We start from the raw sequence: 25,471 nt of genomic DNA on the forward strand, positions 1-25,471 counted from the left end.
GCCACCCGGAATTTCACCGGGTCCATGCGAATGCCGGCCTTCTACAGCCCTGCCCCGCCAATGCAACCCCGGCTCGGCCCGCGCCCTCGCCCGGACGCCCTACGGCGATATACTGTGGGAGGCCGGGTGGGGGCGCGGGCCGGTGCGGCACCGAAAATGCGCCCTTCCGCGCATTTTCCAAGAAAGCCCTATCCCTCGCCGAACAGCGCCCGCTGCGAACTCTCAATCTCCTCGAAATAGCGCCGCCGCGCATGTTTCTCGGTTAGCACACCCAGCACGAGCCCGCTTTCGTCCACCACCGCCAGCTCGTCCGCCGCCGCCTTGTCGAACAAAGGCAGGATCGCGCGAATATCCGCGTCAGCCCGCAGCGAGATATCGGCCATCGTTGCCAGCGGCGCGATCGGCGCATCTTCCGCCAGTTCGGGGCGATAGGCCGCCGCCGTCGGCACGATGCCGCGATAGCCGCCTGCGCCGTCGATCATGATCGCCTTGCTCGCCGACCCCAGCGGCACCAGCGCACGAAACTGGCCGACATTCATCGTATCGGGCACCGACACCCAGTCGCGCCGCATCATCCGCCCGGCGGTCAGGTTCATCACCCAGCCAATGTCGCGCGGGCTGCGGATGGTCGATCCGCGCAGATGCAGCCGCCAGGTGGAGAAGGAATAGCCGAACATTTCCCGCGTCACCGCGCTCGACAGCAGCGACGCGGTCAGCACCACGCCCATTAGCTGGAAATCATGGGTCGTCTCCAGCATCAGCAAGCCCAGCGTCATCGGCCCGCCGACGATCGCGACGCTCAGCGCCGCCATCCCCACCAGCGCCGCATCATTGGGGTCGAGCGCCCAGCCGATCCCGATGAGGTCGACGATCTGTGCGAAAATCTGCCCCGCCAGCGATCCCAGGAACAAGGACGCGAAGAACAGCCCGCCGCGAAAGCCGAAGCTCAGCGAAATCACCGAGGCCGCGATCTTGAGGCACAGGATCATCAGCAGCACGGTCCAGTCGGGCAGCAGGATGAGGTTGAGGTGCAGCGCGCCATGGCCCGCCGACAGCGTCTGCGGCGTCAGCCAGGCGAGCGGCATCAGCAGCACGCCGCCGATCAGCGGCCGCCACCGCCCCGGCCAGGTCCAGCCCTGCACCCGCATTTCGGCAAAGGTCACCATCCGCATGATGAATATGCCCAGCCCCGCGCACAGCAGGCCCAGCAGCGCATAGAGAAGATAGTCCGCCGTCCCCAATATCCGGTCCGCCGTGGTCGCGATCAGCCACGGCTCGACGCCCAGCGCGCGGGTCACGAACGCCGCGCTCAAGGCCGCTGCCACAACCGGCGCGATCGCGGCGGGCGTATAATGGCCTATCACGATCTCGAACGCATAGAAGGCGCCGGCCAGCGGCGCGCCGAAGGCCGCGCCCACGCCCGCCCCCGCGCCCGCACCGACCAGGGTGCGCAGATCATTGCGCCGCAGCTTCAGCCATTGGCCCAGCAGCGACGCGACGCCGCCGCCCATCTGCGCATAGGCTGCCTCCAGACCGACCGAGGCACCCGCCCCGTTCGACAGCACCGTCTGCCCGGCGATCACCAGATTGTCGGCCATCGGGATGCGCCCGCCATGCAGCGCATTGGTCTCCACCACGTCGATCAGCGGCCGTTGCCGCCGGCGCAGCAGCCGCGCCAGCAGCACCAGCGCCAGCCCGCCCAGCGGCAGGCCCAGCAGCCGCCAGGGATGGCGGATCTCGCCCAACGCGCTCAGCCGATTGATGCTGACGCCGTAGAGCAGTTCCTGGATGCCGTGCGCCATCAGCTGCAACAGGTTCGTGATCAGCCCCGCCGCCACGCCCGCCAGTATGGCGAGCAGGATGAAGGCCGCCTCGCTCTCGCGCAACCGGCGGCGCTGGCGGATGGCAAGGCTCCAGAACAGGGTCGACCAGGAACGGCGCATGGTTTCTCCGACAACGCCCCTTTGGCCTGCACGTCAAGCCAATTGCCGGGCCACGCAACAAAATTCCAATTGGCGGGCAAATAGCATGTCGCCCTCGACTTTCGCGCGCGGCCGGGACTAAAGGCTTGGCCCATGACCCTGTTGCCCCATCCCAGCGCGCCCCTGGCCGCCGACGAAGCCGCCCGCGCCTTCGACCTGCTGTTCGACGCCGACCTGTCGGACGAGGCGATCGCCGGTTTCCTCGTCACCATGGCGCGGCGCGGCGAGACTGCGACGGAAATCGCCGCCGCCGCCCGCGCGATGCGCGCCCGGATGATCCCGGTCGACGCGCCCGACGGCACGATCGACGTCTGCGGCACCGGCGGCGACGGCCATCATACGCTCAACGTCTCGACCGCCGTCAGCCTGGTGGTCGCGGCCGCCGGCGTGCCGGTCGCCAAGCATGGCAATCGCGCCGCCTCGTCCAAGGCGGGCGCCGCCGATACGCTCGAAGCGCTGGGCCTCGATCTCGATCGCGCCGCCGCCACGGCGGAAGCGACGCTCAAGGATTTGGGCATCTGCTTCCTGTTCGCGCAAAATTATCATCCTGCGCTCAAGCGTCTCGGTCCGATCCGCCGGTCGATCGGCGAACGCACCATCTTCAACCTGATGGGGCCGCTCGCCAATCCAGCCAATGTCCGCCGCCAACTGGTCGGCATCGCCCGTCCCGCCTATGTCCCCATCTATGCCGACGCACTGGGCCAGTTGGGCGCCACCCATGCGATGATCGTGTCGGGCGACGAGGGGCTTGACGAACTCTCGCTCGCCGGCGGCAACGACATTGCCGAGGTGACGGCCGACGGCGTCGTCGCGATGCGCCGCCTGACCGCCGCAGAACTGGGCCTTTCGACCCAGCCCGTAACCGCCATTCGCGGCGGCGACCCGACCCATAATGCCGCGGCGCTCCGTGCCCTGCTCCAGGGCGAGGCCGGCGCCTATCGCGACGCCGTGCTGCTCAACGCCGCCGCCGCTTTGGTGGTGGCTGACGCTGCCCATGATTTCCAGGAAGGCGTCGAACAGGCCGCCGAAGCGATCGACAACGGCCTTGCCAACGCGCTCCTCAATTGCTGGATTGCCTATCAATGACCAACAAGCTCATCGAAATCTGCGATTTCAAGCGCGAGGATGTCGCCCGCCGCAAGGCCGCGACGACGATCGCATCGCTCCACGTCCGCGCTAGCGAGCAGACCCCGCCGCGCGGCTTCCGCAAGGCGCTGGACGATGCCGCCCGTTCGGGCTTCGGCCTGATTGCCGAGGTGAAGAAGGCCAGCCCGTCCAAGGGGCTGATCCGCGCCGATTTCGATCCGCCAGCCCATGCCGTCGCCTATGCCGCCGGTGGCGCCGCCTGCCTTTCGGTGCTGACCGACGAACCCTATTTTCAGGGCCATGACGATTATCTGATGGCCGCCCGATCGGCCTGCGCGCTGCCGGTGCTGCGCAAGGATTTCATCGTCGATCCCTGGCAGATCCTGGAAAGCCGCGCGCTCGGCGCCGACGCGATCCTGATCATCGTCGCCGCGCTGGAAGATAGCCAGATGCAGGAGATAGAGGATGCGGCGCTCGGCCTGGGCATGGATGCCCTGATCGAGGTGCATGACGAGGCCGAACTGGAACGTGCGCTCAAACTCCGCTCGCGCCTGATCGGCGTCAACAACCGCGACCTGCGCGATTTCAGCGTCGATTTCGCCCGCACCTATGAACTGGTGGGCAAGGCGCCCGACGGCTGCACCTTCGTCGCCGAAAGCGGCCTTGGTTCGCATGCCGACCTCACCGCCATGGCCGATCATGGCGTGCGCTACTTCCTGGTCGGCGAAACCCTGATGCGCCAGGCCGATGTCGAGGCGGCGACCCGCAACCTGCTGACCGGCGCATGACCGGCCTCACCCATCTGGACGAGGATGGCGCGGCGCGCATGGTCGATGTCTCGGCCAAGGCCGTGACCGCGCGCGAGGCGGTGGCCGCCGGCCGCATCACCATGGCGGCCGACGCCGCGCAGGCGATTGCCGCCGGCCTCGTCAAGAAGGGGGATGTGCTGGCCGTCGCCCGCGTCGCCGGCATCATGGCCGCCAAGCGCACCGCCGAACTGATCCCGCTCTGCCATCCGATCCCGCTGAGCGCCGTCACCATCGACTTTACCCTCCGCGACGATGGCGTCACCGTCACCGCAACCGCGCGCACCGCCGGCCAGACCGGGGTGGAGATGGAGGCGCTGACCGCCGCGACTGCCGCCTTGCTCACCGTCTATGACATGGCCAAGGTGCTCGATAAGGGCATGATAATCGGCGATGTTCGCCTGCTCGCCAAGCGCGGCGGCAAGTCGGGCGACTGGACCGCGCCGGAGAGCAGCGACCGATGAGCCTGATGCCGGTCGCGGACGCGCAGGCGCGGCTCCTTGCCCTTGCCAATCCGTTGCCGGCCGAACATGTGCCCGTCGCCGCCTGTGCCGGTCGCTGGCTCGCCACCGACATCAGCGCACTCCGCGACCAGCCCTGGGCCGATCTTTCCGCGATGGACGGCTATGCCGTGCGCGCATCCGAAGGCGCCGGGCCGTGGCAGCTGGTCGCCACCAGCAGCGCGGGCGACGCCGATATCCCGGCCCTGCAACCGGGCCAGGCCTGCCGCATCTTCACCGGCGCGCCCTTGCCGGCCGGCGCCGATGCGATCCTGATCCAGGAAAATGCCACGCGCGATGGCGACAAACTGACCGCGCATGACGGCATATTGACGTCCGGCAGGCATGTCCGCCCGCTCGGCTCGGATTTCCGCGTCGACACGCTGCTGGTCAGCGCCGGCAGCCGCCTCACGCCGGGCCAGATCGCGCTTGCGGTCCTTGGCGGCCATGGCAGCCTGCCCGTCGGCGCCAGGCCCCGCATCGCCCTGCTCTCGACCGGCAATGAACTTGTCCCCCCCGGCGCGCCGACGCCGCCGGGCTATCTCCCCTCGTCCAACGCGCCGATGCTCGCCGCCCTGCTCGCCGCCCTGCCCTGCGACGTGATCGACCTTGGCATCGTGCCCGATGATCTCGCCGCCATGACGCAGGCGCTGGAACAGGCGGCACAGGCCGACATCATCGTCTCGACCGGCGGCGCCTCGGTCGGCGACCATGACTATGTCCGCCTCGCCTTTGCGGCCGCCGGCGGCACGCTCGATTTCTACAAGATCGCGATGCGGCCGGGCAAACCGCTAATGGCCGGGCGCCTGGGGAACGCCACCTTCCTCGGCCTGCCGGGCAATCCGGTCTCCGCTTTCGTCACCGGCACCCTCTTCCTCTGCCCGCTGGTCCGCCATCTCGCCGGATCGCGCGCGCCGCTGCCGCCGGTCGTGCAGGCCCGCCTTGCCGCCCCACTCGGCGCGACGGCGGAACGCGACGATTATCTGCGCGCCTATCGCGGCGCCGACGGCATCGTCTCGGTCACGTCGCAGGACAGCGCCGCCACCGCCGCCATGGCGCTGGCCGACTGCCTGATCCGCCGCCCGGCCGGTTCAGCCCCCGCCATTGCCGGCGACATGGTCGACATCATCCCCCTGACCGCCTGACTATCTGACTGCCTGACCGGCAAAAGCGGCGCATGGCTTAACGCGCTTGACTTGCCCCTTTCCGTTTCCTATGCGTTCTTCATTCGTTCCATGGAGGACCGCCGATGTTGACGCCCAAGCAGCAGGAATTGCTGAGCTTCATTCAGACCCGGCTGGAAGAAGGCGGCGTGTCCCCTTCGTTCGAGGAGATGAAGGACGCGCTCGACCTGCGCTCCAAGTCCGGCATCCACCGGCTGATCAATGCGCTGGAGGAACGGGGCTTCATCCGTCGCCTGCCCAATCGCGCCCGCGCGCTCGAAGTGCTCAAGCTGCCCGATGCGATGCACCGCGCGCCCGCGCCGGCCATTCCGACGCCCAAGATATCGGCGCCCGCCGTGCTGCTGCCGACCGCCGCCAATGACGTGATCGAAATCCCGCTGCACGGCCGCATCGCCGCCGGCGTGCCGATCGAGGCGATGGAAAGCCACACCATGCTCTCCGTCCCCGCCGCCTTGCTCGGCTCGGGCGATCATTATGCGCTCGAAGTGTCGGGGGACTCGATGATGGAGGCCGGCATTCTCGACGGCGACTTCGCGCTGATCCAGCGCACCGATGTCGCGCGCGAGGGCCAGATCGTCGTCGCCCTGATCGACGACGCCGAAGCGACGCTCAAATATTTCCGCCGCGAAGGATCGCGCGTCCGGCTCGATCCCGCCAATGCCGCCTATGAACCGCAGATCTATGATCCGCGCCAGGTCCGCATCCAGGGCAAGCTCGCCGGCCTGCTACGCCGCTACAACTGACCGGCTGTTCGGGGCCGGCGGCGCACGATCCACGGATGCGCGTCGCCGGGCCGATGGACGGTGTGAACTTTGCCGCCTTCAAGGCCAATCGACAGGCCGCCGGTGCGCGACAGCAGCCGGCGGTCGATCTTCATCCAGCGCGGCCGGCACCAAAAGGGCAGGCCCCGGTCGCTGATGACGATATCCGCCGCCGCGCAATCTCGCTCCAGCACCGGCCGGTCCACCAGCATCGCATTGCGCGTCACCAGCAAATGCCAGTCGCGCCCGCCCCGTGGCAATGTCACCGCGCACAGATCGGTCGAACAGCGCGCCTGCTTCATCGTCGCGATCGCCTCCAGCGTCCCGTCATAGCCCGCGCTCTCGCTCAGCACATCGCGGACATAGTCGCCCGCCCCCTCGCGCAGCAGCGCCATCGTCCCCGCCGGTGTCCGCACCGCGACATGCCGCCCATCGCCGGTCACCACGATATCGGGCGGCGCCAGCAGCGTGATGCCGATCAGGCCGACCGCCACCGGCCCAAGCCCTAGCCAACGCCAGCGACTGCGCCAGAGCAGGCACCAGAGACCACCCGCCACGATGATCGCGAACAACCCGCCCGGCACCGCCGGCGCCAGCATCACCGCCATCGGGCTGGCCGCCACGCCATGCGCCACCGCCAGCAACAGCGCGATCGCCTTGCCGGTCAGCCACCAGAAGGGCGTACCCAGCCCGACGAGGTCGAAGCCCAGCGCCACCGCCTCCAGCGGCATGATGACGAAGGTGGTGAGCGGGATCGCGACGAGGTTAGCTACCGCGCCCAGCAAACCTGCCTTGTGAAAATGGTAAAGCGCGATCGGCGCCAGCACCAGTTCGATGGCGAACCCCGTCAACAGCATCGCCGCCACCGTTCGCCCGGCCTTGCGCAACCAAGGCTCGTCCCGCGCCATCGCGAACCCCTTGAACCGCCGATGCTCGCCCAGCGCCACCAGCGCGACCACGGCGGCAAAGCTCATCTGGAAACTCGGCCCGATCAGCGCCTCGGGCCAGAAGACCAGCACCACCAGCGCCCCGGTCGCGACCAGCCGCAGGGTGATCGCCTCGCGCCCCAGCGCCAGCCCGCCCAGCACCAGCAGCGCCGCGATGCAGGATCGCACCGTCGGCACCTCCGCGCCCGTCAGCAGCGTATAGCCGATCCCTGCCAGCGCGCCGCCGGCCGCCGCGATCAACATCAGCGGCCAGTCCAGCGCCGCGCGCGGGATCAGCGCCAGCAGGCGCAGCAGCAGGAATATCACCGCCCCGATCAGCGCCGTCACATGCAGCCCGCTGATCGACAGAAGATGGGCAAGGCCACTGCGCCGCATCGCCTCGGCATCCGCCTCGGCAATCGCGCCCTGGTCGCCGGTCGCCAGCGCCACCGCAATCCCCGCCGGTGCGCCCGCCACCTGCCCGCCGATATGATCGAACAGCCGCGCCCGCAGCGTCGGCCCCTCGCGCGCCTGCTCCACCATCTCGACCGGCGCCAGCGCCCGCCCGGTCGCCCCGATCCCCTGGAAATAGGCGCGTCGCGCAAAATCGAACGCCCCCGGCACGCTCGGCGGCGCGGGCGGCATCAGCCGCACACGAAAGCGCAGCACCGCCCCCTTGCCCAGCCCTTCGGGCACGTCCGCCTCCGCGATATTCACCCGGATCGCCGCGGGCAGCGCTGGCGCCGCGATCGGCCGCAAGCCCACCCGCACCATCTGTTGCGCCGGCAGCTTGGCCACCGCCGTCACGCTCCCCGTCACCTGTACGAATATGGGACGGGCCAGCGGCGGCTGCCCCAGCCAAGCCGCCTTGCCCCAGACCAGCAGGCAACCAACACAAGCCAGCAAGCCGCCCGCCACCAGCATATGCCGCGATCGCGCGCCCACCGGCAGCAATAGTGCCAGACAGGCCAGCCCCAGCGCCGCGCAGCAACAGGCCAGCCAGTCCACCGGCCCCGGCAGCACGAACCAGCCGGCAATGCCCGCGCCCAGCGCCACCGGCACCCACAAGGCGAGCTGTTCGCGCTCCACCTCCAGCCATTGTTCGATCCGCGCAAATCCATTGTGCGCAATACGCACCGTCCTGCGCCCAACGGACGTTTGTCGTGGCTCAAAAGCCATGCTAGGGGGCGTCGCATCCATGGATCAGGCAGGAAGAATGTCAGCGAATATGACGGCAAGTGCAACGGGATTGAACAAGCAGGTGGTGACCCGTTTCGCCCCGTCGCCAACGGGCTTCCTGCATATTGGCGGCGCCCGCACCGCGCTGTTCAACTGGCTGTTCGCGCGCCATCATGGCGGCAAGTTCCTGCTCCGCATCGAGGATACGGATCGCGCCCGCTCCACCGAGGAAGCCGTGGCCGCTATCTTCGACGGCCTGGAATGGCTGAACCTGGGCGGAGATGAGCCGGCCGTGTTCCAATTCGAGCGCACCCCGCGCCATGCCGAGGTCGCCAATCAGCTGCTCGCCAATGGCCATGCCTATCGCTGCTATGCGACACAGGAAGAGCTGGCCGAACTGCGCGAACAGCAGCGCGCCGCCAAGCAGCCGATGCGCTATGACGGCCGCTGGCGCGACCGTTCGCCCGAGGAAGCGCCCGAAGGCGCCCCCTTCGTCATCCGTATCAAGGCCCCTCGGACCGGTGAAACGGTGATCGAGGATGCGGTGCAGGGCCGCGTCGTGGTGCAGAATGCCGAGCTGGACGACATGATCCTGCTGCGGTCGGACGGCACCCCCACTTATATGCTGGCCGTCGTGGTCGACGACCATGACATGGGCGTCACCCATGTCATCCGTGGCGACGACCATCTCAACAACGCTTTCCGCCAACTCGCCATCATCAAGGCGATGGGCTGGGAGGAGCCAGTCTATGGCCATATCCCGCTGATCCACGGGTCGGACGGCGCCAAGCTGTCGAAGCGCCACGGTGCGCTCGGCGTCGACGCCTATCGTGACGAGATGGGGATGCTGCCCGAAGCGGTGCTGAACTATCTGCTGCGCCTGGGCTGGGGGCATGGCGACGAGGAGATCATCTCGATCGAGCGCGCCATCGAACTGTTCGATATCGACGGCGTCGGCCGTTCGCCCTCGCGCTTCGACATCAAGAAGCTGGAAAATCTGAACGGCCATTATCTGCGCGAGGCCGACGAGGCGCGCCTGGCCGCCCTGGTCGCCCCGCGCGTTGAGTCGCGTCTTGATACGCAACTGAATGACGCCCAGCGCGATATTTTGACCCAGGCGATGGTTTCGCTCAAGCCGCGGGCCAAGACACTTAACGAAATTGCAGAAGGCGCGGAGTTTCTGTTCAAATCTTGCCCGCTCGATTTTGACGAGAAGGCGTCTGCTCTGCTAGATGAACCCGCGCGTGAGCTGCTGAAAAAGACAGCCGACGCTCTCCAGCCCGTCCAGTCCTGGACGGTTGAAGCGATCGATGAAGTGATACGCCGCGTGGCAGAGGATGCGGGGCTTGGCCTGGGCAAGGTGGCACAGCCGCTTCGTGCGGCGCTCACCGGGCGCACGGTCTCGCCGGGTATTTTTGATGTCCTCTTCCTTCTGGGGAAAGAGGAAAGCTTGAAGCGACTGACCGCTGCGGGGCACGTGGTGGCCGGTTGACGGCAGTTAAGGAGAAAAACATGTCGGATAATAATGCCAGTTTGACCGTTGGCGGAGAGGCCAAGGACTATGCCATCATGGATGGTAGCGTCGGTCCCCAGGTCATCGACGTTCGCAAGCTCTACGCCAACACCGGCATGTTCACCTACGATCCGGGCTTCACCTCGACCGCCAGCTGCGAGTCGGGCCTGACCTATATCGATGGCGACGCCGGCGTGCTGCTGCATCGTGGCTATCCGATCGGCCAGCTCGCCGAACAGTCCAGCTTCATGGAAGTCTGCTACCTGCTGCTGAACGGCGAACTGCCGTCGGCCAAGGAACTGGCCGATTTCACCAACACCATCACGCGCCACACCATGGTGCATGAACAGCTGACCGCCTTCTTCCGCGGCTTCCGTCGTGACGCCCACCCGATGGCGATCATGGTCGGCGTCGTCGGCGCCCTGTCGGCCTTCTATCATGACTCGACCGACATCAACGATCCGGAACAGCGCCGCATTGCGAGCCACCGCCTGATCGCCAAGATGCCGACGATCGCTGCGATGGCGTACAAATATTCGGTGGGCCAGCCCTTCGTCTATCCGCGCAACGACCTGAGCTACACCGCCAACTTCCTGAACATGACCTTCTCGGTCCCGGCGGAAGAGTATAAGATCGATCCGATCGTCGTCGACGCGATGGACAAGATCTTCACCCTGCATGCCGACCATGAGCAGAACGCGTCGACCTCGACCGTGCGTCTCGCCGGTTCGTCGGGCGCCAATCCCTTCGCCTGCATCGCGGCCGGCATCGCCTGCCTCTGGGGCCCGGCGCATGGCGGCGCCAACGAAGCCGCGCTCAACATGCTGCGCGAAATCGGCACCGTCGATCGCATCCCGGAATATATCGCCCGCGCCAAGAACAAGGACGATCCGTTCCGCCTGATGGGCTTTGGCCATCGCGTCTACAAGAATTACGATCCGCGCGCGACCGTGATGCAGAAGACCGCGAAGGACGTGCTGGAAAAGCTCGGCGTCAACGACCCGATCTTCGACGTCGCCAAGGAACTGGAGCAGATCGCCCTCAACGATCCCTACTTCATCGAGAAGAAGCTCTACCCGAATGTCGACTTCTATTCGGGCGTGATCCTGTCGGCGATCGGCTTCCCGACCGAAATGTTCACCGTGCTCTTCGCCCTCGCCCGCACCGTCGGCTGGGTCGCACAGTGGAACGAAATGATTTCGGACCCAGCGCAGAAGATCGGCCGTCCGCGTCAGCTCTACACCGGCCCGACGCAGCGCGACTATGTCGCCGTCGACAAGCGCTAAGACGCGGTCACAAGAGACAAGAGGAACGGCGCCCCATCGGGCGCCGTTTTTCGTTGGGGTTCAGCCGCCTACCCCTGCATAGACATAGATCCAGGCCGGCACGCGCCCCTGATCGGTAACGACATCGATCGCGACACGGCGATAGTCCGCCCCCTCGAACGCATCGAGCCGCGCCCAGTGCGCCGGCAGGTCGGGCGAGCGGAACAGCTGGACCGGCATCGCCGCGCCGCCCTCGTCGGGAATGAAGGCGGGAAAGCCCATCAACGCGGCCCAGCCATGCGCGACCAGATAGCCGGTCACATGCCCCGCCTGCCAAATGCCCTGCAGTTCCGCCAGTTGATGATGATTGGCCCGTCCGGGCGCCAGCGTGCCATAGGTGGCCAGGCAATGCGATCTGTCCATGCCGCCACCCTATCGGGGCAGCATCGGCCGGACAAACAAGCGCTCTTTATCTCATATAAGCGCGATCGCGCGCCCGTCAGTCGAGCACCGGCAGCGTCAGGATGAAGCGCGCACCCTCGCCCGGCGTGCCGCCAACGCTGATGTCGCCGCCCATCGCCCGCGCCAGCTTGCGCGAGATATAGAGGCCAAGCCCGCTGCCGCCGGGGTCATCGCGTCCCAGTCGCTCGAACTTGTCGAAAATCTTCTCGCGATCCTCCAGCGCCACGCCCGCACCCTGGTCGATCACCAGCACCCGTGCCTGCCGGTGCTCGCGCTCTACCACGATGCGCACTTGCGATCCCTCAGGCGAATAGCGCACCGCATTGCCGACCAGATTGACCAGTATCTGCAGCACGCGGCGGAACTCGCCCCTCGCCATCAGCATCTGGTCGACGTCCGGGCAATGGATCTTGATGTGCCGATCCAGCGCCTTGACCGTCAGCAGGCCGCCGGCCCGCCGGCCCAGGTCGGCCAAGTCGACATCCTCGATGATCACGCCGAAATCGGGCCGGTCGATCGCCTGCAGATCGGCCAGATCGTCGACCAGCGCCATCAGGTGACGGCCGGCAGTCGCAATGTCATTGGCATAATCGGCATAATCGGGCCGCAGCGGCCCTTCCAGTTGCGCGCCGATCGTGTCCGCATTGGCGATGATCCGCCCCAGCGGCTGGCGCAGCGACCGATCAAGCCGCTTGCCGAACTCACCGGGATAGAGCGACAATTGCGTCGTATCCGCCCGCGCCAGCGCCGGTGGTCGCTCGATCGGGCAGGCCTTGCCGCGATAGCCGACCAGATGGCCGGCCAGATCGAACAGCGGGAAGCCCGCCAGCCGCACATGCTGTTCGGGATCATGCACCAATGTCGCGACCTGATCACGGAAGGCGCGGCGCTGGGTGAAGCCACGCAGGATCGCCATGTCGCCCTCGCCATCGCTCTGCAGCTCGAAATAGCTGGAGAAACGGCTACCCGGCAGGGGCGGCTGCGTCGGCAACGCGCCCTGCCGGTCGGTCCCGGCAATTGCCATCTGGAACTGCAACTGGGTGTCGATCTGCCAGGTCCAGCCATCGGCCAGCGCCGCCAGATCGGCCTCGCGCCGGCTATGGTCGCCGGCATTGGCGAGCGGCGGCCGCTCGCTCCAGTCGACCACCGCCAGCGACACGATGCGCCCGTCCGGCCCTTCGTCGCTGCGCGCCCGCACCCACATGTCGATGTCGCCCCGCTCGGCGGCCGCGACCACCGGCCGCGACACCGTGACGCCCAGCCGCGCCGCCAGTCGCACCACTGCGGCCAGTTGCGGAATGGCGAGCGGCCCCAGCAGATCGCTCCCCGCCTCCCGCTGCAAGGCGAGCAGCGGCGCATCAGCACTCAATAGCGTGCCGTCCGCCGATGCCGTTGCCCGGACGATGGAGGGGTGGAGCGTCATGTTCATCCCGTGACGCGCCGCAAATGATCGAGCTTCGCGCGGAAGGCGGCCGGCGCGCGCAGGGCGCCCACCACGGCTTCCGCCTTCACGTCGCTTAGCAATTGATATTGGTCGGCCTCGGCCACGATCACCGCGTCGGACAGGCCAGGCCGCACCGGCCGCAGCGCCAGCAGCAGATGGCGATAATCCGCCCCGGTTCCGCCCAGCGCCCGGCACAGGGTCGCCACCTGCATCACCGGTCCCATGATCAATATGTCGGTCACCTGCGCGGTGCCAAGGCGCAGCCGTCGCCCGGCCAGCGCCGCAAACAGCAGAAACCGCCGCTGCCCGAGCGCCGCGCCCAGCAGGTCGGGCGCATCGGCCTGCGGCCCCAGCCGGCGCACCAGCTGGTCGGCCGCCGCGATCGGGCCGTTGCTTTCGTCATGGCTGGCGAGGAGCGCCCAGCCCGCCCGCTCGAACGCGCCGAGCAATTGATTGTCCGGCTCCAGCGCGGTGCGCTGCACCACGGCCGCCAGACAGGCAGCCGCCGTCCACACCAGTTCAGCAAAATGTTCGGCCGGCAGATCGGGCCGCATCGGCTGATCCTCGCCGCCCATCGCCTGCCACTGCCCCTCGGCCAGTGCCAGCGCGACGATCGCATCGCCAATTTCGGGATCGTCCGACGACAGGATCGATTCGGCCTCGGGCTGTTCCGGCGGCTCGCCATCGGGGCGCCCGATCTGCCGCAGCAACAGGCTCACCCCCGCACGCATCTGCATATGGGCCAGCAAGGCCGGCCCCAGCAGTGTCGGCTGCGCACAGATGGTCGGCCAGCACAGCCCATCGGGCCAACGCCCCAGCGCCGCGGCAATGGCAGGATCACCCGCCAGGCTCAGCCGCAGCGCAGTCTCGATCGCGGTCAGGCATCCGCCCAGATGACGGCGCGTCTCCGCGATCAGCGCATCATGGCGCGCGCGGTCCTCGACCGGAAAGAAAAAGGCGAGATCAATCGCATGGCCGACGGGCACGGCAGACATGCCGGCCATGACATGTGCCATGGGCCAGCTGTCCGCCATGATGGATCCGGCAAGGGACGTGTGGGCGCTCATGCAAGGCAGCATAACCCCACGTCGTTAAAATGCACTAAACCCTGACAGCAAAATCAACGCTCTCGATGCGACAAAAATCATCCGCCCCGACGCGACAGGATGATCGCCCCGATCGATCCGATCGCCGCCAGCATGGCGACGTCGAAACCAAGTGCCTCCGCCCCCGTCAGCAAAGCCGCGAGCAGCACCAGCAACGCGGTGCCCGGCGTGAAGATCATCCAGGGGCGCGCCGCCCCGGTCCGGCGCCAGCGATCGGCAAGCGTGATGATGCCCAGCAACAACGCCAGATAGTTGGGCACCATCCCGCTACCCGACAGCATTACCCCGATCAGTGCCAGTCCGGGCGCCAGAAAGGCGATCCAGCCGCTCGGCGGCCGGCGCAGCGCCATTTCATCGAGCCGATCGGCCAGTTCCGCCAGCAGCAGCGCCAGCAGCAACAGGCTGAGCCCGGTGCCCGGCCAGCCCAGTTCCAGCGGCATCAGCGCAATGCCGGCCAGCGCGATCGAACCGATCCGCACCTGCATCGCCGGCACCTGGCTGCGCATCAGTGCAGGGCCGAGCAGCCGGGCGAGTGGCCCGAACAGATAATGTTCGATCCCGCCGCGGCTGGACGATCCCGACCGCGTGCCGGTCGACATCACCGCCTGCGCGGCGAGGTCCGCCTGTTCCTGCCCGTCGACCAGCGCGACTCGGCCTTCCAGCAGATCATCCTGCGGCACGGTGATTCGCACCGCACCGCCCTGCACCGCCGATCGCACCAGCGTCAGCGCCAGATCCCAGTCGCCGATCATGTCCAGCGTGCCGAACAGCAGCGCAGGATTGATCCGCGCCAGCCCGGCCCAGCGCTGGCCCGCATCGATCCGCTCGAACGGCGCACTGGCGCGGCTGTCGTCGGTGACCAGCAAAGCATTGCCCGCCTGCCCCGCCAGCGCGTCATAATGGCCCTGCGCCACCACCGCGCCATCGGCCACCAGCAGCACATCGGCGTCACGCGGCGCATCGCGCACCATCGACACCATGTCGCGGATCAGGGCGACGGCAATGCCGTCCGCGCTCAGCCGGTCGACCGCCTGCGAAATGGCCGGCGTGATGACGCTGACCAGGATCATGATCCGGTCCGCACCGGCCCGGACCGCCTGTCGCGCCTGATATTCGACCAGCGTCTGACCGGCGAAATGCAGGGTGGCGCGAAGCGCTGCAGGCGAATCACTTGAAGCCCGGCTGGCACTGAGAATGGCCGCGAATGTCATATTGTCTGGAAACCGACCCGTTTTGATTGCAACGATCTTCTTGCAAGCCGAACGACGCAGCGCAAGCAGCCGCTTTCAAATCACCGCTTTCAAATCGCCGGTTTCAGCCCTGCTGAAGCAGCGCGATCGTGCTGCGCAGGCGCTGCAAGGCGCGCGGATCGCCCGGCGCGGCCTCGACCGCCTCGTCCGCCAGCGCCATCAGGCTGGTCAGGCCGAAACTCGCCGCCAGGCCTTTCAAACGCCAGGCCGCCAATTCCCAATTGGCGTCGCAGCGCGCCCGGCTCATCAGGTCGAGATGGCGCTCCGCGCTTTCAAGGAAAGCCACGCGCAGATCGGCAATCAGCACCGCGTCTTCGCCGACGGCGGCGGCCAATGCCGCATTAAGAGCGCCAGGATCATAGGACATGGGGACGGAAGCTATCGAAATTGCGTTAAGTTTTGGTAACAAGGCATTTGCGCAGACGGAAAAGATGATAGGATCACACCCATGAATGGGGGCAGCACAATCGTCGAATTCTGGCGAGACGAGGGAAACGCGACCGGCAACGCGCCGGCCGCGGATGACATCCTGCTATTGAAGCAGGCCGTATTGGACATTGAAGACGCCCCTGACGACGCGCAGGGGGAAGGCGAAAAGCTGGTGCGCAACGCCCGGATCGGGCTCAGCCTGCTGGCGCTACTCTGGCTCGGCTTCGCGCTCTGGGCGACGATCGTGTCGGATCAGTGGCGGGCCGGCCCTGCCGCCTGGCCCGCGCTCGTCGCCACGCTGCTGGTGCCGATCAGCCTGCTCGGCATCGCCTATCTGCTGATCGTGCGCAACAGCCGCGCCGAATCGCGCCGCTATCTCGACACCGCCCATGCGCTGCGGACCGAGGCCGAACTGCTCGAACTGCGCCTCGGCCGGATCGCCGACCGGCTCGAATCCGCGCGCCAGACGATGCAGGACCAGGCCGAACTGCTCGACAGCTATGGCGCCGCCGCCAGCAGCAATATGGAGGCATCGGCCGAACTGATCGCCGGCCGCGCCCAGACCACCGCCGACCGCGCCGAAAGCGCCGAGCGTGCCGGCACCGCCCTTGTCGCGCGGATGGACGCGCTGATCGCCGCCATGCCGCAGCTCGAAGAACGGGCCGTGCGCATGGCCGCGCAGATCATGGACAATGGTCATGCGCTCGCCGAACGGATCGACACGCTCGAAGCGCGCCTCCATGCGCTGGGCGAACTGTCCGACGATACCCGCACCCGCACCCTGTCCGCGACCAAGAGCCTGTCGAGCCAGCTAGGCCAGTTGCAGGAGACGACCCGCAGCGCCACCGACGAGGTGAACGGCCTGGCCGACATCGCCGCCGGCCGGATCGAGACATCGGCGCAGAGCGCACGCGCCGCCATGGACCAGACCCGGCAGGATATCGATGCCCAGTCGGCCGCACTGGACGTGCTGGTCAATCGTGTCGCTGTTTCGCTCGGCGAAACCAGCGATGGTGCCGTTCGCGCCCTCACCCAGGATCTCGATCTGGTCGAGGCATCGCTGCGCGGTCGCCTCGAAACCTCGATGGATCAGGTGCGCGACACGATGGAGCGCGCGCAGGAAGGGCTTTCGACCCAGCGCGCCACGCTGGAGGCGCTGGTCGCCCGCGCCCAGGCCAGCATCACCACCACCAGCCAGAATGCGCTCGCGGCGCTGGGGCAGGATCTCGGCTCGATCGAGGATGATCTGCGCCAGCGGCTCGACGCCACCCTGCTCCAGGCCCGCGAAACGCTCGCCCTCACCGATGCCGGGCTGCGCGACCAGGCCGGTGCGCTCGACAGCCTCATCACCCGATCGCGTGACAGTATCGCCGCGATCGGCACCGACACCGTCGCCGGCCTTGCCGACGATATTGGCGAAGTCGAAAGCCGCCTGCACCAGATCAACGATCTGGTCGAAGGACAGCGCAGCCTGATGGCCGGGCTGCACGGCACGCTCAACCAGACGATCGATCAGGCCGAGGCCCGCTTTGCCGCGCTGGAGGATAATGCCCTCGCCCGCAGCCAGAAGCTGACCGACGCGCTGACCCGCCTGACCGAGGAAACCCGCCGGATCGACACGGCGCTGCATGACGGCGGCACCACCGCCGAAAAGCTGATCGGCAATGCCGAAACGCTGATGGTGGCGCTCGATTCGAGCGTCCGCGAACTGGACGAAACCTACCCCGGCGCGCTCGCCCGCTTCGACGCCCGGCTGGAAACCAGCCGCGCCATGCTGGGCGCCGCAACGCCCGAGCTGGAACGGCTCGAAGCCATTTCGGAAGCGCTGGTCGGCCGCACCCAGGAAGCCGAAGAGATGCTGCGCGGCCAGGGTCGTCGCCTCTCCGAATGGCTGGAAAGCACCCAGAGCGGCATCGAATCCAACCGCGAGCTGGTGGAAAAGCTGCGCACCGCGCTCGACGCCGCGCATGAGGACACGACCCGCATCACCGAAGGTGCCGGCCCGCTGCTCATCACCGCCCTGCTCCGCGTCAAGGACACCGCCGAACAGGCCGCCGAGCGCGCCCGTCAGGCGCTCGGCCGTGCCATCCCTGACGCGGTGCAGAACCTGGCCGAAGCCAGCGAGCAGGCGATGCAGCAGGCGGTCGGCGATCAGGTTTTGGCTCAGATCGAGAAGCTGGCCGATGTCGCGGAAGAGGCCGTGCGCGCCGCGCACAATGCTTCGGACCGGCTGACCCGCCAATTGATGACGATCGCCGATACCAGCGCCGGGCTGGAACAGAGGATCGAGGAAGCCGGCCGCGCGGCCGAGGAACGCGATCGCGACCATTTCTCGCGCCGCTCCGCCCTGCTGATCGAATCGCTCAACAGCACCGCGATCGACGTCGCCAAGATCCTGTCCAACGATGTGACCGACACCAACTGGTCGGCCTATCTCAAGGGCGATCGCGGCGTCTTCACCCGCCGTGCGGTCAAGTTGCTCGACGCCGGCGAGTCCCGCGAAATCGCGCTCCATTATGACAATGACGCCGATTTCCGCGAGCATGTGAACCGCTACATCCACGATTTCGAGGCGATGCTGCGGATCATCCTGTCGGCGCGTGACGGCAATGCCTTGGGCGTCGCCATCCTCTCGTCCGACATGGGCAAGCTCTATGTCGCCCTTGCCCAGGCGATCGAGCGCCTGCGGCAATAAGGATCAGGGGCGGCGCCCGGCCGCCCCACCCCCCTTTTTCAGGGCTGGAACAACACGCCGCCGGTCATCGGTTCAGGCGCGCCGGTGGTGCCGGGAAAGCTGATCGGCAGGCCATTGAGGTGCCGCACCGCCATATAGGCAAAGCCCTGTGCCTCCAGCGCGTCGCCATCCCAGCCCAGTTCGTCGACCGACCGGACATCGGCGCCGGTCCGCGCCGCCAGCATCGCCATCAGCGTGGCATTATGACGCCCGCCGCCTGCCACATAGATGCGCGCCGGCCGCTCGGGCAGATGGTCGACACCGCGCGCCACCGCCTGCGCGGAAAAGGCGGTCAGCGTCGCCGCCCCATCCGCCAGCGACAATCCCTCGACCGGCGCGATGGTGAAGGCTTCGCGGTCGATGCTCTTGGGCGGCGGCGCGGCGAACCACGGGTCAGCCATCATCGCCGCCAGCCGCGCCTCGTCCACCTGGCCCCGCGCGGCGGTCGCGCCGCCCGCATCATAGGCCGCGTCCCCATACGCCTGCATCCAGTTGTCGATGAGACCGCTCGCCATCCCGGTGTCGAAGGCGACCAGGCTACCGTCCGATCCGATCGCGGTGATGTTCGCCACGCCGCCCAGGTTGAGGATGCCGACCGGCTTGGCCAGACCTTCGGACAATGCCCGATGATAGACCGGCATCAGCGGCGCCCCCTGCCCGCCCGCGCGCACATCGGCGCTGCGCAGGTCGGCGACCACGGGAATGCCGAACGCGCCGGCCAGCACCGCGCCGTCACCAATCTGCCAGGTCCAGCACCGCTCGGGTCGGTGGGCAACGGTATGACCATGAAAGCCGATCACCCCGATATCCTCCGCCACATGGCCGCTGCGGCCCAGCATGTCGGCGATCGCATCGATATGGAAATTGGTAAGGTCCATCTCCACCGCGCGGATCAGCGGATCCTCGCCCGGCGCGTCCATCGCCATCGCCCGCGCGCAGGCCGCAGCCAGCCGTTCGCGAAAATCATCGCTATAGGGCTGGGCGTGGAAAATGATTGCCTCGGCCTGCCCCTCGCCATCCGTCTCGATCAGCGCGGCGTCGATCCCGTCGCGCGAGGTGCCGGACATCAGACCGATTGCCAACATGATCGAAAACTCCGCCTCTTTTCCACTTGCTGCCCCAATGCTACAGGCGCGCGTCATGAGCAACTATCAGTCCGATCTCCTCCGCCTGCTCGAAGCACGCGGCTACATCCACCAGCTGACCGACGCGGAAGGGCTTGATGCCATGGCCGCCAAACAGGTGGTGCCGGGCTATATCGGCTTCGACCCGACCGCGCCGTCGCTCCATGTCGGCCACCTCGTGTCGATCATGATGCTGCGCCAGCTGCAAAAGGCGGGTCACAAGCCGATCGTCCTGATGGGCGGCGGCACCGGCAAGATCGGAGATCCCAGCTTCAAGGATGAAGCGCGCAAGCTGCTGACCGTCGACCTGATTCAGGAGAATGTCGCCAGCATCAAGCGCGTGTTCGAACGCTTCCTGACCTTCGGCGATGGCCCGACCGACGCGATCATGGTCGACAATGCCGACTGGCTCGACAAGCTCGAATATATCCCGTTCCTGCGCGACATCGGCCAGCATTTCTCGGTCAACCGGATGCTGAGCTTCGACAGCGTCAAGCTGCGCCTCGACCGGGAGCAGTCGCTCAGCTTCCTCGAATTCAACTACATGATCCTCCAGGCCTATGACTTCCTGGAACTGTCGCGCCGCAGCAATTGCCGCCTGCAGATGGGTGGATCGGACCAGTGGGGCAATATCGTCAACGGCGTCGAACTGGCCCGCCGCGTCGATGGCACGCAGGTGTTCGGCCTCACCACGCCGCTGCTGACCAATGCCGACGGCACCAAGATGGGCAAGACCGTGGGCGGCGCCGTCTGGCTGAACCAGGATCAGTTGTCCGACTATGATTATTGGCAGTTCTGGCGCAACACCGCCGACGCCGATGTGTTCAACCGGCTGCGCCTGTTCACCGACCTGCCGATGGACGAGGTCAATCGCCTCGCCGCGCTCCAGGGCGCGGAGATCAACGAGGCCAAGAAGATCCTGGCGAACGAGGCGACCGCACTCTGCCGTGGCGTCGAAGCCGCCGCTCTGGCCGCCGAAACTGCGCGCAAGACCTTCGAGGAAGGTGCGTCGGACGCCAACCTGCCGACCGTCGCGCTGGGCACCGAAGGCCTGACCGTGGTCCAGGCCACCACCGGCCTTGGCTTTGCGACCTCCAACAAGGAAGTCCGCCGCAAGCTGGCCGAGGGGGCGATCAAGGTGAATGGTGAAGTCGTCACCGACCCGGCCATCACGCTCAAGGCCGGCGACAAGCTGAGCTTCGGCGCCAAGAAGCACGGCCTGGTCACCGCCTGAGGACAAACAGGGTTTCAGCCCAGTTAACGCTACCAGGTAGGAAAGCCTCCACTTTCCGCCCGCTAGGCTGAAACCCATGTCCTCCTCGGTTTTCGCCAATCTTGGCCATGTCATGCGGTCGCGCGACCCGTCCGTCGATCAGCGACGGGTGGCGCGCGACCTCGTCGACATGGTCAGCCATATCACAGCGGACGGCCGCACCCATGGCGTGCGGATCATCAACATCTCGCCGCTCGGCCTGATGTGCCGCACGGAAGAGTTGCTCACGCTGAGCGGTCGGGTGCTGATCTGGCTGCCGGTGCTCAAGGATCGGCGCGCCCTCGTCCGCTGGAGCGAGGAAGGCCGGATCGGCCTCGAATTTGTCGAGCCGATCCCGACCGCGGGCTATGACGCCATGATGGCGCTCATCCCGCCACGCCGGACCGCCTGGTAAAGGCCTCGTCCCTCTCCAGCGTCTGACGCCCGCGCACCAGCGCCTCGGGCATGTCGGTCCGCAGGAAGGTCAGCATCGCCTCCCGCACCTCGCAGCGCAGATCGAACGCGATCCCGGCATTGCGCGCCGACAGCAGCCCGCGCAGTTCCAGCGCATCGGCGCGATGGTCGGTCACCTGCAGGATCGCCACCCGCCCATCCCAGCGCCCATTCGCCTTCACCGCCTCGACGAAGCGCGCGCGGATTCGCTCGATATCGGCGGTCGGATCGACATAGAGGAAGACGGTGCCCAGCAGGTCCGATGTCTTCGTGGTCCAGTTCTGGAACGGCTTCTCCAGGAAATAGGATACCGGCACCACCATGCGCCGGTCGTCCCAGATGCGCACGATCACATAGGTCAGCCTGATCTCCTCGATCCGCCCCCATTCCCCTTCGATGATGACGACATCGTCCAGCCGGATCGGCTCGGAAAAGGCCATCTGGATGCCCGCGATCAGATTTTTGAGCGCCGGTTGCGCCGCCGCGCCCACCGCCAGCGCGGCGAGGCCTGCCGACGCCATCAGCGACACGCCAATCGTCCGCACGCCCGGAATGGCGATCAGCATCATCGCGATCACGAAGAAGCCGACGATGCACTGGCAGATGCGATAGAGGATGCTGATCTTGGTGCGCTGCCGCCGCGCCTTCAGATTATCCTCGACGCTGATGTCCGCGCGCGCCTCCAGCATCGCCTTGCCCGCCCGCATCGCGCGAAAGATCAACCAGCCGACCAGCAGCGCAAACACCATCCGCGCCCCGATCGACCAGATATCCTCGATCCGCGGCCCCATCTCGATCGACTTGAGCCCAGCCCCCAGCGCGAGCAGCACCACCAGCCAGCGCGTCGGCTGGAAGATGGCCGGCAACAACAAAGGCTCGATCCGCGCGCGCTTCACCAGCCGCAGCGCGATCCAGTAAAGCGCCCAATGGACGACGAAGGCGACGACCACCGACAGCGCGATCGAAAGCGCGGCCATCGGTGTGATATGGGTCAGGCTGATGTCGGTCATGCCAAGGGCAACGCGACCGCCCCACATTTTGTTTCGCAGGTGCAGCAAATTTACGCGGGAAGGCCGGGCACTTTTAGCCCTCTCCCGTCTTCACGGGAGAGGGTTGGGTGAGGGTCTTTCTTCCTTTATGATGCGATGAATGTTCCCGGTCCCCGCCAGATCAGTCCCCACGCAGCACGTCTAAGGCGCGACATGACCGATGCCGAGCGCATGCTATGGAGCATTTTGCGCAACCGCCAGTTGGACGGATTCAAATTTCGTCGTCAGGCAACGATCGATCCATTCGTCGTCGATTTCCTGTGCGTGGAAGCCGCATTGGCCGTGGAGCTTGATGGCGGTCAGCATGATGAAGATCGCGATCGCCGTCGCGCTGCCTATCTGGAGGCGCGCGGCTTGCACATCCTCCGCTTCTGGAATCATGATGTAGTGGAAAATATCGAGGGCGTTGCAGACGCCATTCGATCAGCGCTTTCGAAAAAGAAGACCCTCACCCAACCCTCTCCCGCGAAAGCGAGAGAGGGCTAAGACGACAAGCCCCCTCACCCCCCGCGCAGCAACCCCACTGCCGCATCCTTCTCGAACAGATAGAGGCAGGTGCGTGCCGCCTGCCCCCGTTCGCTATCCAGCCCGCCGTCGCGGTCGATCAGCAGATGGGCATCGTCGCGCGCCGCGTCCACCAATGCCGCCACATGTTCGGGTGTCGCGATCTTCAGTTCCGCCTCGCCCGACTGGCGCGTGCCCAGCACCTCGCCCGCACCGCGCAGCTTCAAATCCTCCTCGGCGATCCGGAAGCCGTCATTGGTCTCGCGCATCAGCGCCAGCCGCGCCCGCGACGTCTCGCCCAGCGCATTGCCGCGCAGCAACAGGCAGACCGACGACTTGTCGCCCCGCCCAACCCGCCCGCGCAGCTGGTGCAATTGCGCCAGGCCAAAGCGCTCCGCCCCCTCGATCACGATCAGGCTGGAATTGGGCACGTCGACGCCGACCTCAATCACCGTGGTCGCCACCAATATCTGGGTGCGGTTGGCGGCAAAAGCCTCCATCGCCGCATCCTTGTCCGGCCCCTTCATCTTGCCATGGACCAGCCCCACCCGGTCGCCAAAGCGCTGGCGCAGCTTCTCGGCGCGCATCTCGGCCGCCGCCTGGTCACTTGTCTCGCTCTCCTCGACCAGCGGGCACACCCAATAGGCCTGTCCACCGCCCTCGACATGGCGGGCCAGCCCCTCGACCACCTCGTCCAGCCGGTTGGCGGACATCACCAAAGTCTGGATCGGCTGGCGGCCCGGCGGCATCTCGTCCAGCCGCGACACGTCCATCTCGCCATAATAGGTCAGGGTCAGCGTGCGCGGGATCGGCGTGGCCGTCATCACCAGCAGATGCGGGGATCGCTCGGCCTTGCTCGCCAGCATCATCCGCTGCGCCACACCGAACCGATGCTGCTCGTCGATCACGGCCAGGCCCAGCGCCTTATACTGCACCTTATCCTGAAAGATCGCGTGGGTGCCGACCAATATATGGATGCTGCCATCGGCCAGCCCCATCAGCGTCGCCTCGCGCACCTTGCCCTTTTCACGGCCCGTCAGGATCGCGATCTCGATCGGCAGACCCGATGCCATCTTGCGCAGCGTCTCATAATGTTGCCGCGCCAATATTTCGGTCGGCGCCAGCATTGCCCCCTGCATCCCGGCCTCGACCGCGTTCAGCAGCGCCATCAGCGCCACCAGCGTCTTGCCCGATCCGACATCGCCCTGCAGCAGCCGCAACATCGGCGTCGCCTGCGCCATGTCGCCCTCAATCTCGCCGATAGCGCGGCGCTGGGCACCGGTCGGGGCGAAAGGCAGCTTCAGCATCGCGCGCAGCCGTCCGTCGCCGCTGATCGGCACGCCGCGCCGCCGCCGCGACGATTGCCGCACCAGCATCAGCGCGAGTTGCCCGGCGAAAATCTCGTCATAGGCCAGCCGCTCGCGCGCCTGTGCGTCGGTCGGGTCGGCATGGAAGCGTTCCAGTGCCGCGCGCCAGGCCGGCCAGCCCTTGCTCGCCAGCAGGCTCGGCTCGATCCATTCGGGCAGTTCGGGCGCACGCGCCAGCGCCTGCCCCACCAGGTCGCGCATCCGGTTGTTGGTCAACCCTTCCGACAGGCCATAGACGCTTTCGCGCGCCGGCACGGTGTCGGCCTCCTCGGGCGGCAGCACATAGTCGGGATGGACCATCTGCAGATTGTCGCCATAGGCTTCCAGCTTGCCCGACACGAATTTCGCTTCGTTGAGCGGCAACAGCTTGCGCGGCCAGGCGCTGTTGCGGCCGAAATAGACGAGGGAGACGGCATTGCCATGGGCGTCCACCGCCTGCACCCGGAACGGCGCGCGCGCATTGCCGCTGGCGCGATAATCGACCGGGGTCAGCATGATGCCGATCACCTTGCCGGCGTCGGCCATGTCCAGTTCGTCGATCAGCTTCCGGTCGACATAATTGACCGGCAGGTGGAAGGCGACATCGACCGCCCGCGCCAGCCCCAGCCGTTCGAGCGGACGGGCCAGCGCCGGGCCAATGCCCTTGAGCGCGGAGATTTCGGCAAAGAGCGGATTGAGAATATCGGGTCGCATGGCTATCTGAGGCTTCTCTAACGCAGCCGGGACGGTCATTCAAATATCCGATCGGCTGTTTCGGCACGTCCGTTAAAGGAACAAATTGTGAACGACAACCCGCTGATGCGTCGCCTGAAATTCCGCGCCTGGCACCGGGGCACGCGCGAGGCGGATTACACGGTCGGCGGCTTCTTCGAACGCTATCATGCGAGCTGGAACGACGAGCAGATCGCCTGGTTCGAGCGCTTCATGGACGAGCAGGATGCCGACATCATCGGCTGGGCGCTCGGCACCATCCCCGTGCCGGACGAATGGAAGGGCCCGATGATGGACCAGTTCCTGAAGCTCGATTTCGTCAAGATCGAGAACTGAAGCCATCCTCCCCTGGCAGGGGAGGTGGCTGGCCGCAGGCCAGACGGA

22 protein-coding genes and 1 other annotated feature (1 of these 23 running past the window's edge) are annotated in these 25,471 nt (G+C 66.8%); of the genes, 12 read left to right on the plus strand and 10 right to left on the minus strand.

Annotation, left to right across the window (positions count from 1 at the left end):
• Positions 1-27 (minus strand) — a sequence feature (sul1 is cis-regulatory element that is thought to sense ions involved in sulfur or methionine metabolism; They are found in Alphaproteobacteria); it reaches 29 nt to the left of the window's first position.
• Between the two features lie 161 nt (positions 28-188).
• Positions 189-1,943 carry a chloride channel protein gene (locus HH800_RS11210; RefSeq protein ID WP_169861112.1) on the minus strand — a complete coding sequence of 585 codons (1,755 nt, stop codon included), beginning with the start codon at positions 1,941-1,943 and terminating at the stop codon, positions 189-191.
• A 132-nt stretch (positions 1,944-2,075) separates the two neighbouring features.
• On the opposite strand from HH800_RS11210, the gene trpD reads away from it, so the two are divergent.
• The 5 genes from trpD (at position 2,076) to lexA (ending at position 6,301) form a co-directional block, all read left to right on the plus strand.
• Positions 2,076-3,068 (plus strand): anthranilate phosphoribosyltransferase, encoded by a 993-nt coding sequence (gene trpD, locus HH800_RS11215; protein WP_169861113.1) that lies wholly within the window; start codon positions 2,076-2,078, stop codon positions 3,066-3,068.
• Complete coding sequence (trpC, locus tag HH800_RS11220; protein ID WP_169861114.1) at positions 3,065-3,856, plus strand: indole-3-glycerol phosphate synthase TrpC; 792 nt, start codon at positions 3,065-3,067, stop codon at positions 3,854-3,856. Before trpD ends, trpC begins: the two co-directional genes overlap by 4 nt.
• On the plus strand, positions 3,853-4,338 hold the full coding sequence (gene moaC / locus HH800_RS11225; protein ID WP_169861115.1) for a cyclic pyranopterin monophosphate synthase MoaC: 486 nt from the start codon (positions 3,853-3,855) through the stop codon (positions 4,336-4,338). Before trpC ends, moaC begins: the two co-directional genes overlap by 4 nt.
• A complete protein-coding gene (glp, locus tag HH800_RS11230) occupies positions 4,335-5,519 on the plus strand; it encodes a gephyrin-like molybdotransferase Glp (RefSeq protein ID WP_169861116.1) in 1,185 nt (394 codons plus the stop codon). The genes moaC and glp overlap by 4 nt, the downstream gene beginning before the upstream one ends.
• A 104-nt stretch (positions 5,520-5,623) precedes the next feature.
• Positions 5,624-6,301, plus strand: a complete 678-nt coding sequence (gene lexA, locus HH800_RS11235; protein ID WP_097383507.1) for a transcriptional repressor LexA — start codon at positions 5,624-5,626, stop codon at positions 6,299-6,301.
• Here the strand turns inward: lexA and HH800_RS11240 are convergent.
• Positions 6,292-8,424 (minus strand): ComEC/Rec2 family competence protein, encoded by a 2,133-nt coding sequence (locus HH800_RS11240; protein WP_169861117.1) that lies wholly within the window; start codon positions 8,422-8,424, stop codon positions 6,292-6,294. The genes lexA and HH800_RS11240 overlap by 10 nt on opposite strands.
• A 49-nt stretch (positions 8,425-8,473) precedes the next feature.
• Between HH800_RS11240 and gltX the strand changes: the two genes are divergently transcribed.
• Positions 8,474-9,916: a glutamate--tRNA ligase gene (gltX, locus tag HH800_RS11245; RefSeq protein ID WP_010336543.1), complete on the plus strand. Its 1,443-nt coding sequence runs from the start codon at positions 8,474-8,476 to the stop codon at positions 9,914-9,916.
• Between the two features lie 20 nt (positions 9,917-9,936).
• On the plus strand, positions 9,937-11,223 hold the full coding sequence (gltA, locus tag HH800_RS11250) for a citrate synthase (protein ID WP_169861119.1): 1,287 nt from the start codon (positions 9,937-9,939) through the stop codon (positions 11,221-11,223).
• A 60-nt stretch (positions 11,224-11,283) separates the two neighbouring features.
• On the opposite strand, the gene HH800_RS11255 is transcribed toward gltA, so the two are convergent.
• The 5 genes from HH800_RS11255 to HH800_RS11275 form a co-directional block, all read right to left on the minus strand.
• The gene (locus HH800_RS11255) at positions 11,284-11,625 is read right to left on the minus strand and encodes a gamma-glutamylcyclotransferase family protein (RefSeq protein WP_169861120.1); all 342 of its coding nucleotides are present in this window, start codon (positions 11,623-11,625) and stop codon (positions 11,284-11,286) included.
• Positions 11,626-11,701: 76 nt separating this feature from the next.
• The gene (locus HH800_RS11260) at positions 11,702-13,093 is read right to left on the minus strand and encodes a sensor histidine kinase (RefSeq protein WP_169861121.1); all 1,392 of its coding nucleotides are present in this window, start codon (positions 13,091-13,093) and stop codon (positions 11,702-11,704) included.
• Positions 13,090-14,175, minus strand: a complete 1,086-nt coding sequence (locus HH800_RS11265; RefSeq protein ID WP_017500594.1) for a DUF2336 domain-containing protein — start codon at positions 14,173-14,175, stop codon at positions 13,090-13,092. The genes HH800_RS11260 and HH800_RS11265 overlap by 4 nt, the downstream gene beginning before the upstream one ends.
• A 77-nt stretch (positions 14,176-14,252) precedes the next feature.
• Positions 14,253-15,425, minus strand: coding sequence for a hypothetical protein (locus tag HH800_RS11270; protein ID WP_169861123.1), 1,173 nt, complete (start codon positions 15,423-15,425; stop codon positions 14,253-14,255).
• Positions 15,426-15,528: 103 nt separating this feature from the next.
• A complete protein-coding gene (locus HH800_RS11275) occupies positions 15,529-15,831 on the minus strand; it encodes an Hpt domain-containing protein (protein ID WP_037511783.1) in 303 nt (100 codons plus the stop codon).
• An 81-nt stretch (positions 15,832-15,912) separates the two neighbouring features.
• Between HH800_RS11275 and HH800_RS11280 the strand changes: the two genes are divergently transcribed.
• Complete coding sequence (locus HH800_RS11280; RefSeq protein WP_169861124.1) at positions 15,913-18,588, plus strand: hypothetical protein; 2,676 nt, start codon at positions 15,913-15,915, stop codon at positions 18,586-18,588.
• Positions 18,589-18,626: 38 nt separating this feature from the next.
• Here the strand turns inward: HH800_RS11280 and HH800_RS11285 are convergent, their stop codons facing one another.
• On the minus strand, positions 18,627-19,712 hold the full coding sequence (locus tag HH800_RS11285; RefSeq protein WP_169861125.1) for an anhydro-N-acetylmuramic acid kinase: 1,086 nt from the start codon (positions 19,710-19,712) through the stop codon (positions 18,627-18,629).
• Between the two features lie 55 nt (positions 19,713-19,767).
• On the opposite strand from HH800_RS11285, the gene tyrS reads away from it, so the two are divergent.
• On the plus strand, positions 19,768-20,985 hold the full coding sequence (gene tyrS, locus HH800_RS11290; RefSeq protein WP_169861126.1) for a tyrosine--tRNA ligase: 1,218 nt from the start codon (positions 19,768-19,770) through the stop codon (positions 20,983-20,985).
• 76 nt (positions 20,986-21,061) lie between these two features.
• Positions 21,062-21,418: a PilZ domain-containing protein gene (locus HH800_RS11295; RefSeq protein ID WP_004207490.1), complete on the plus strand. Its 357-nt coding sequence runs from the start codon at positions 21,062-21,064 to the stop codon at positions 21,416-21,418.
• Here HH800_RS11295 and HH800_RS11300 read toward each other — a convergent pair.
• Entirely contained in the window at positions 21,390-22,466 is a 1,077-nt protein-coding gene (locus tag HH800_RS11300; RefSeq protein ID WP_234893182.1) for a mechanosensitive ion channel family protein, read from the minus strand. The genes HH800_RS11295 and HH800_RS11300 overlap by 29 nt on opposite strands.
• A 135-nt stretch (positions 22,467-22,601) precedes the next feature.
• Between HH800_RS11300 and HH800_RS11305 the strand changes: the two genes are divergently transcribed.
• A complete protein-coding gene (locus HH800_RS11305; protein ID WP_169861128.1) occupies positions 22,602-22,991 on the plus strand; it encodes an endonuclease domain-containing protein in 390 nt (129 codons plus the stop codon).
• Between the two features lie 14 nt (positions 22,992-23,005).
• On the opposite strand, the gene recG is transcribed toward HH800_RS11305, so the two are convergent.
• On the minus strand, positions 23,006-25,069 hold the full coding sequence (gene recG / locus HH800_RS11310; RefSeq protein WP_169861129.1) for an ATP-dependent DNA helicase RecG: 2,064 nt from the start codon (positions 25,067-25,069) through the stop codon (positions 23,006-23,008).
• Positions 25,070-25,156: 87 nt separating this feature from the next.
• Between recG and HH800_RS11315 the strand changes: the two genes are divergently transcribed.
• Positions 25,157-25,423, plus strand: coding sequence for a succinate dehydrogenase assembly factor 2 (locus HH800_RS11315; protein WP_010338014.1), 267 nt, complete (start codon positions 25,157-25,159; stop codon positions 25,421-25,423).
• The last annotated feature ends 48 nt before the right edge of the window (positions 25,424-25,471 follow it).

The sequence above is a fragment of the Sphingobium yanoikuyae genome, assembly GCF_013001025.1.
GTDB classification, from domain to species: Bacteria; Pseudomonadota; Alphaproteobacteria; order Sphingomonadales; family Sphingomonadaceae; genus Sphingobium; species Sphingobium yanoikuyae_A.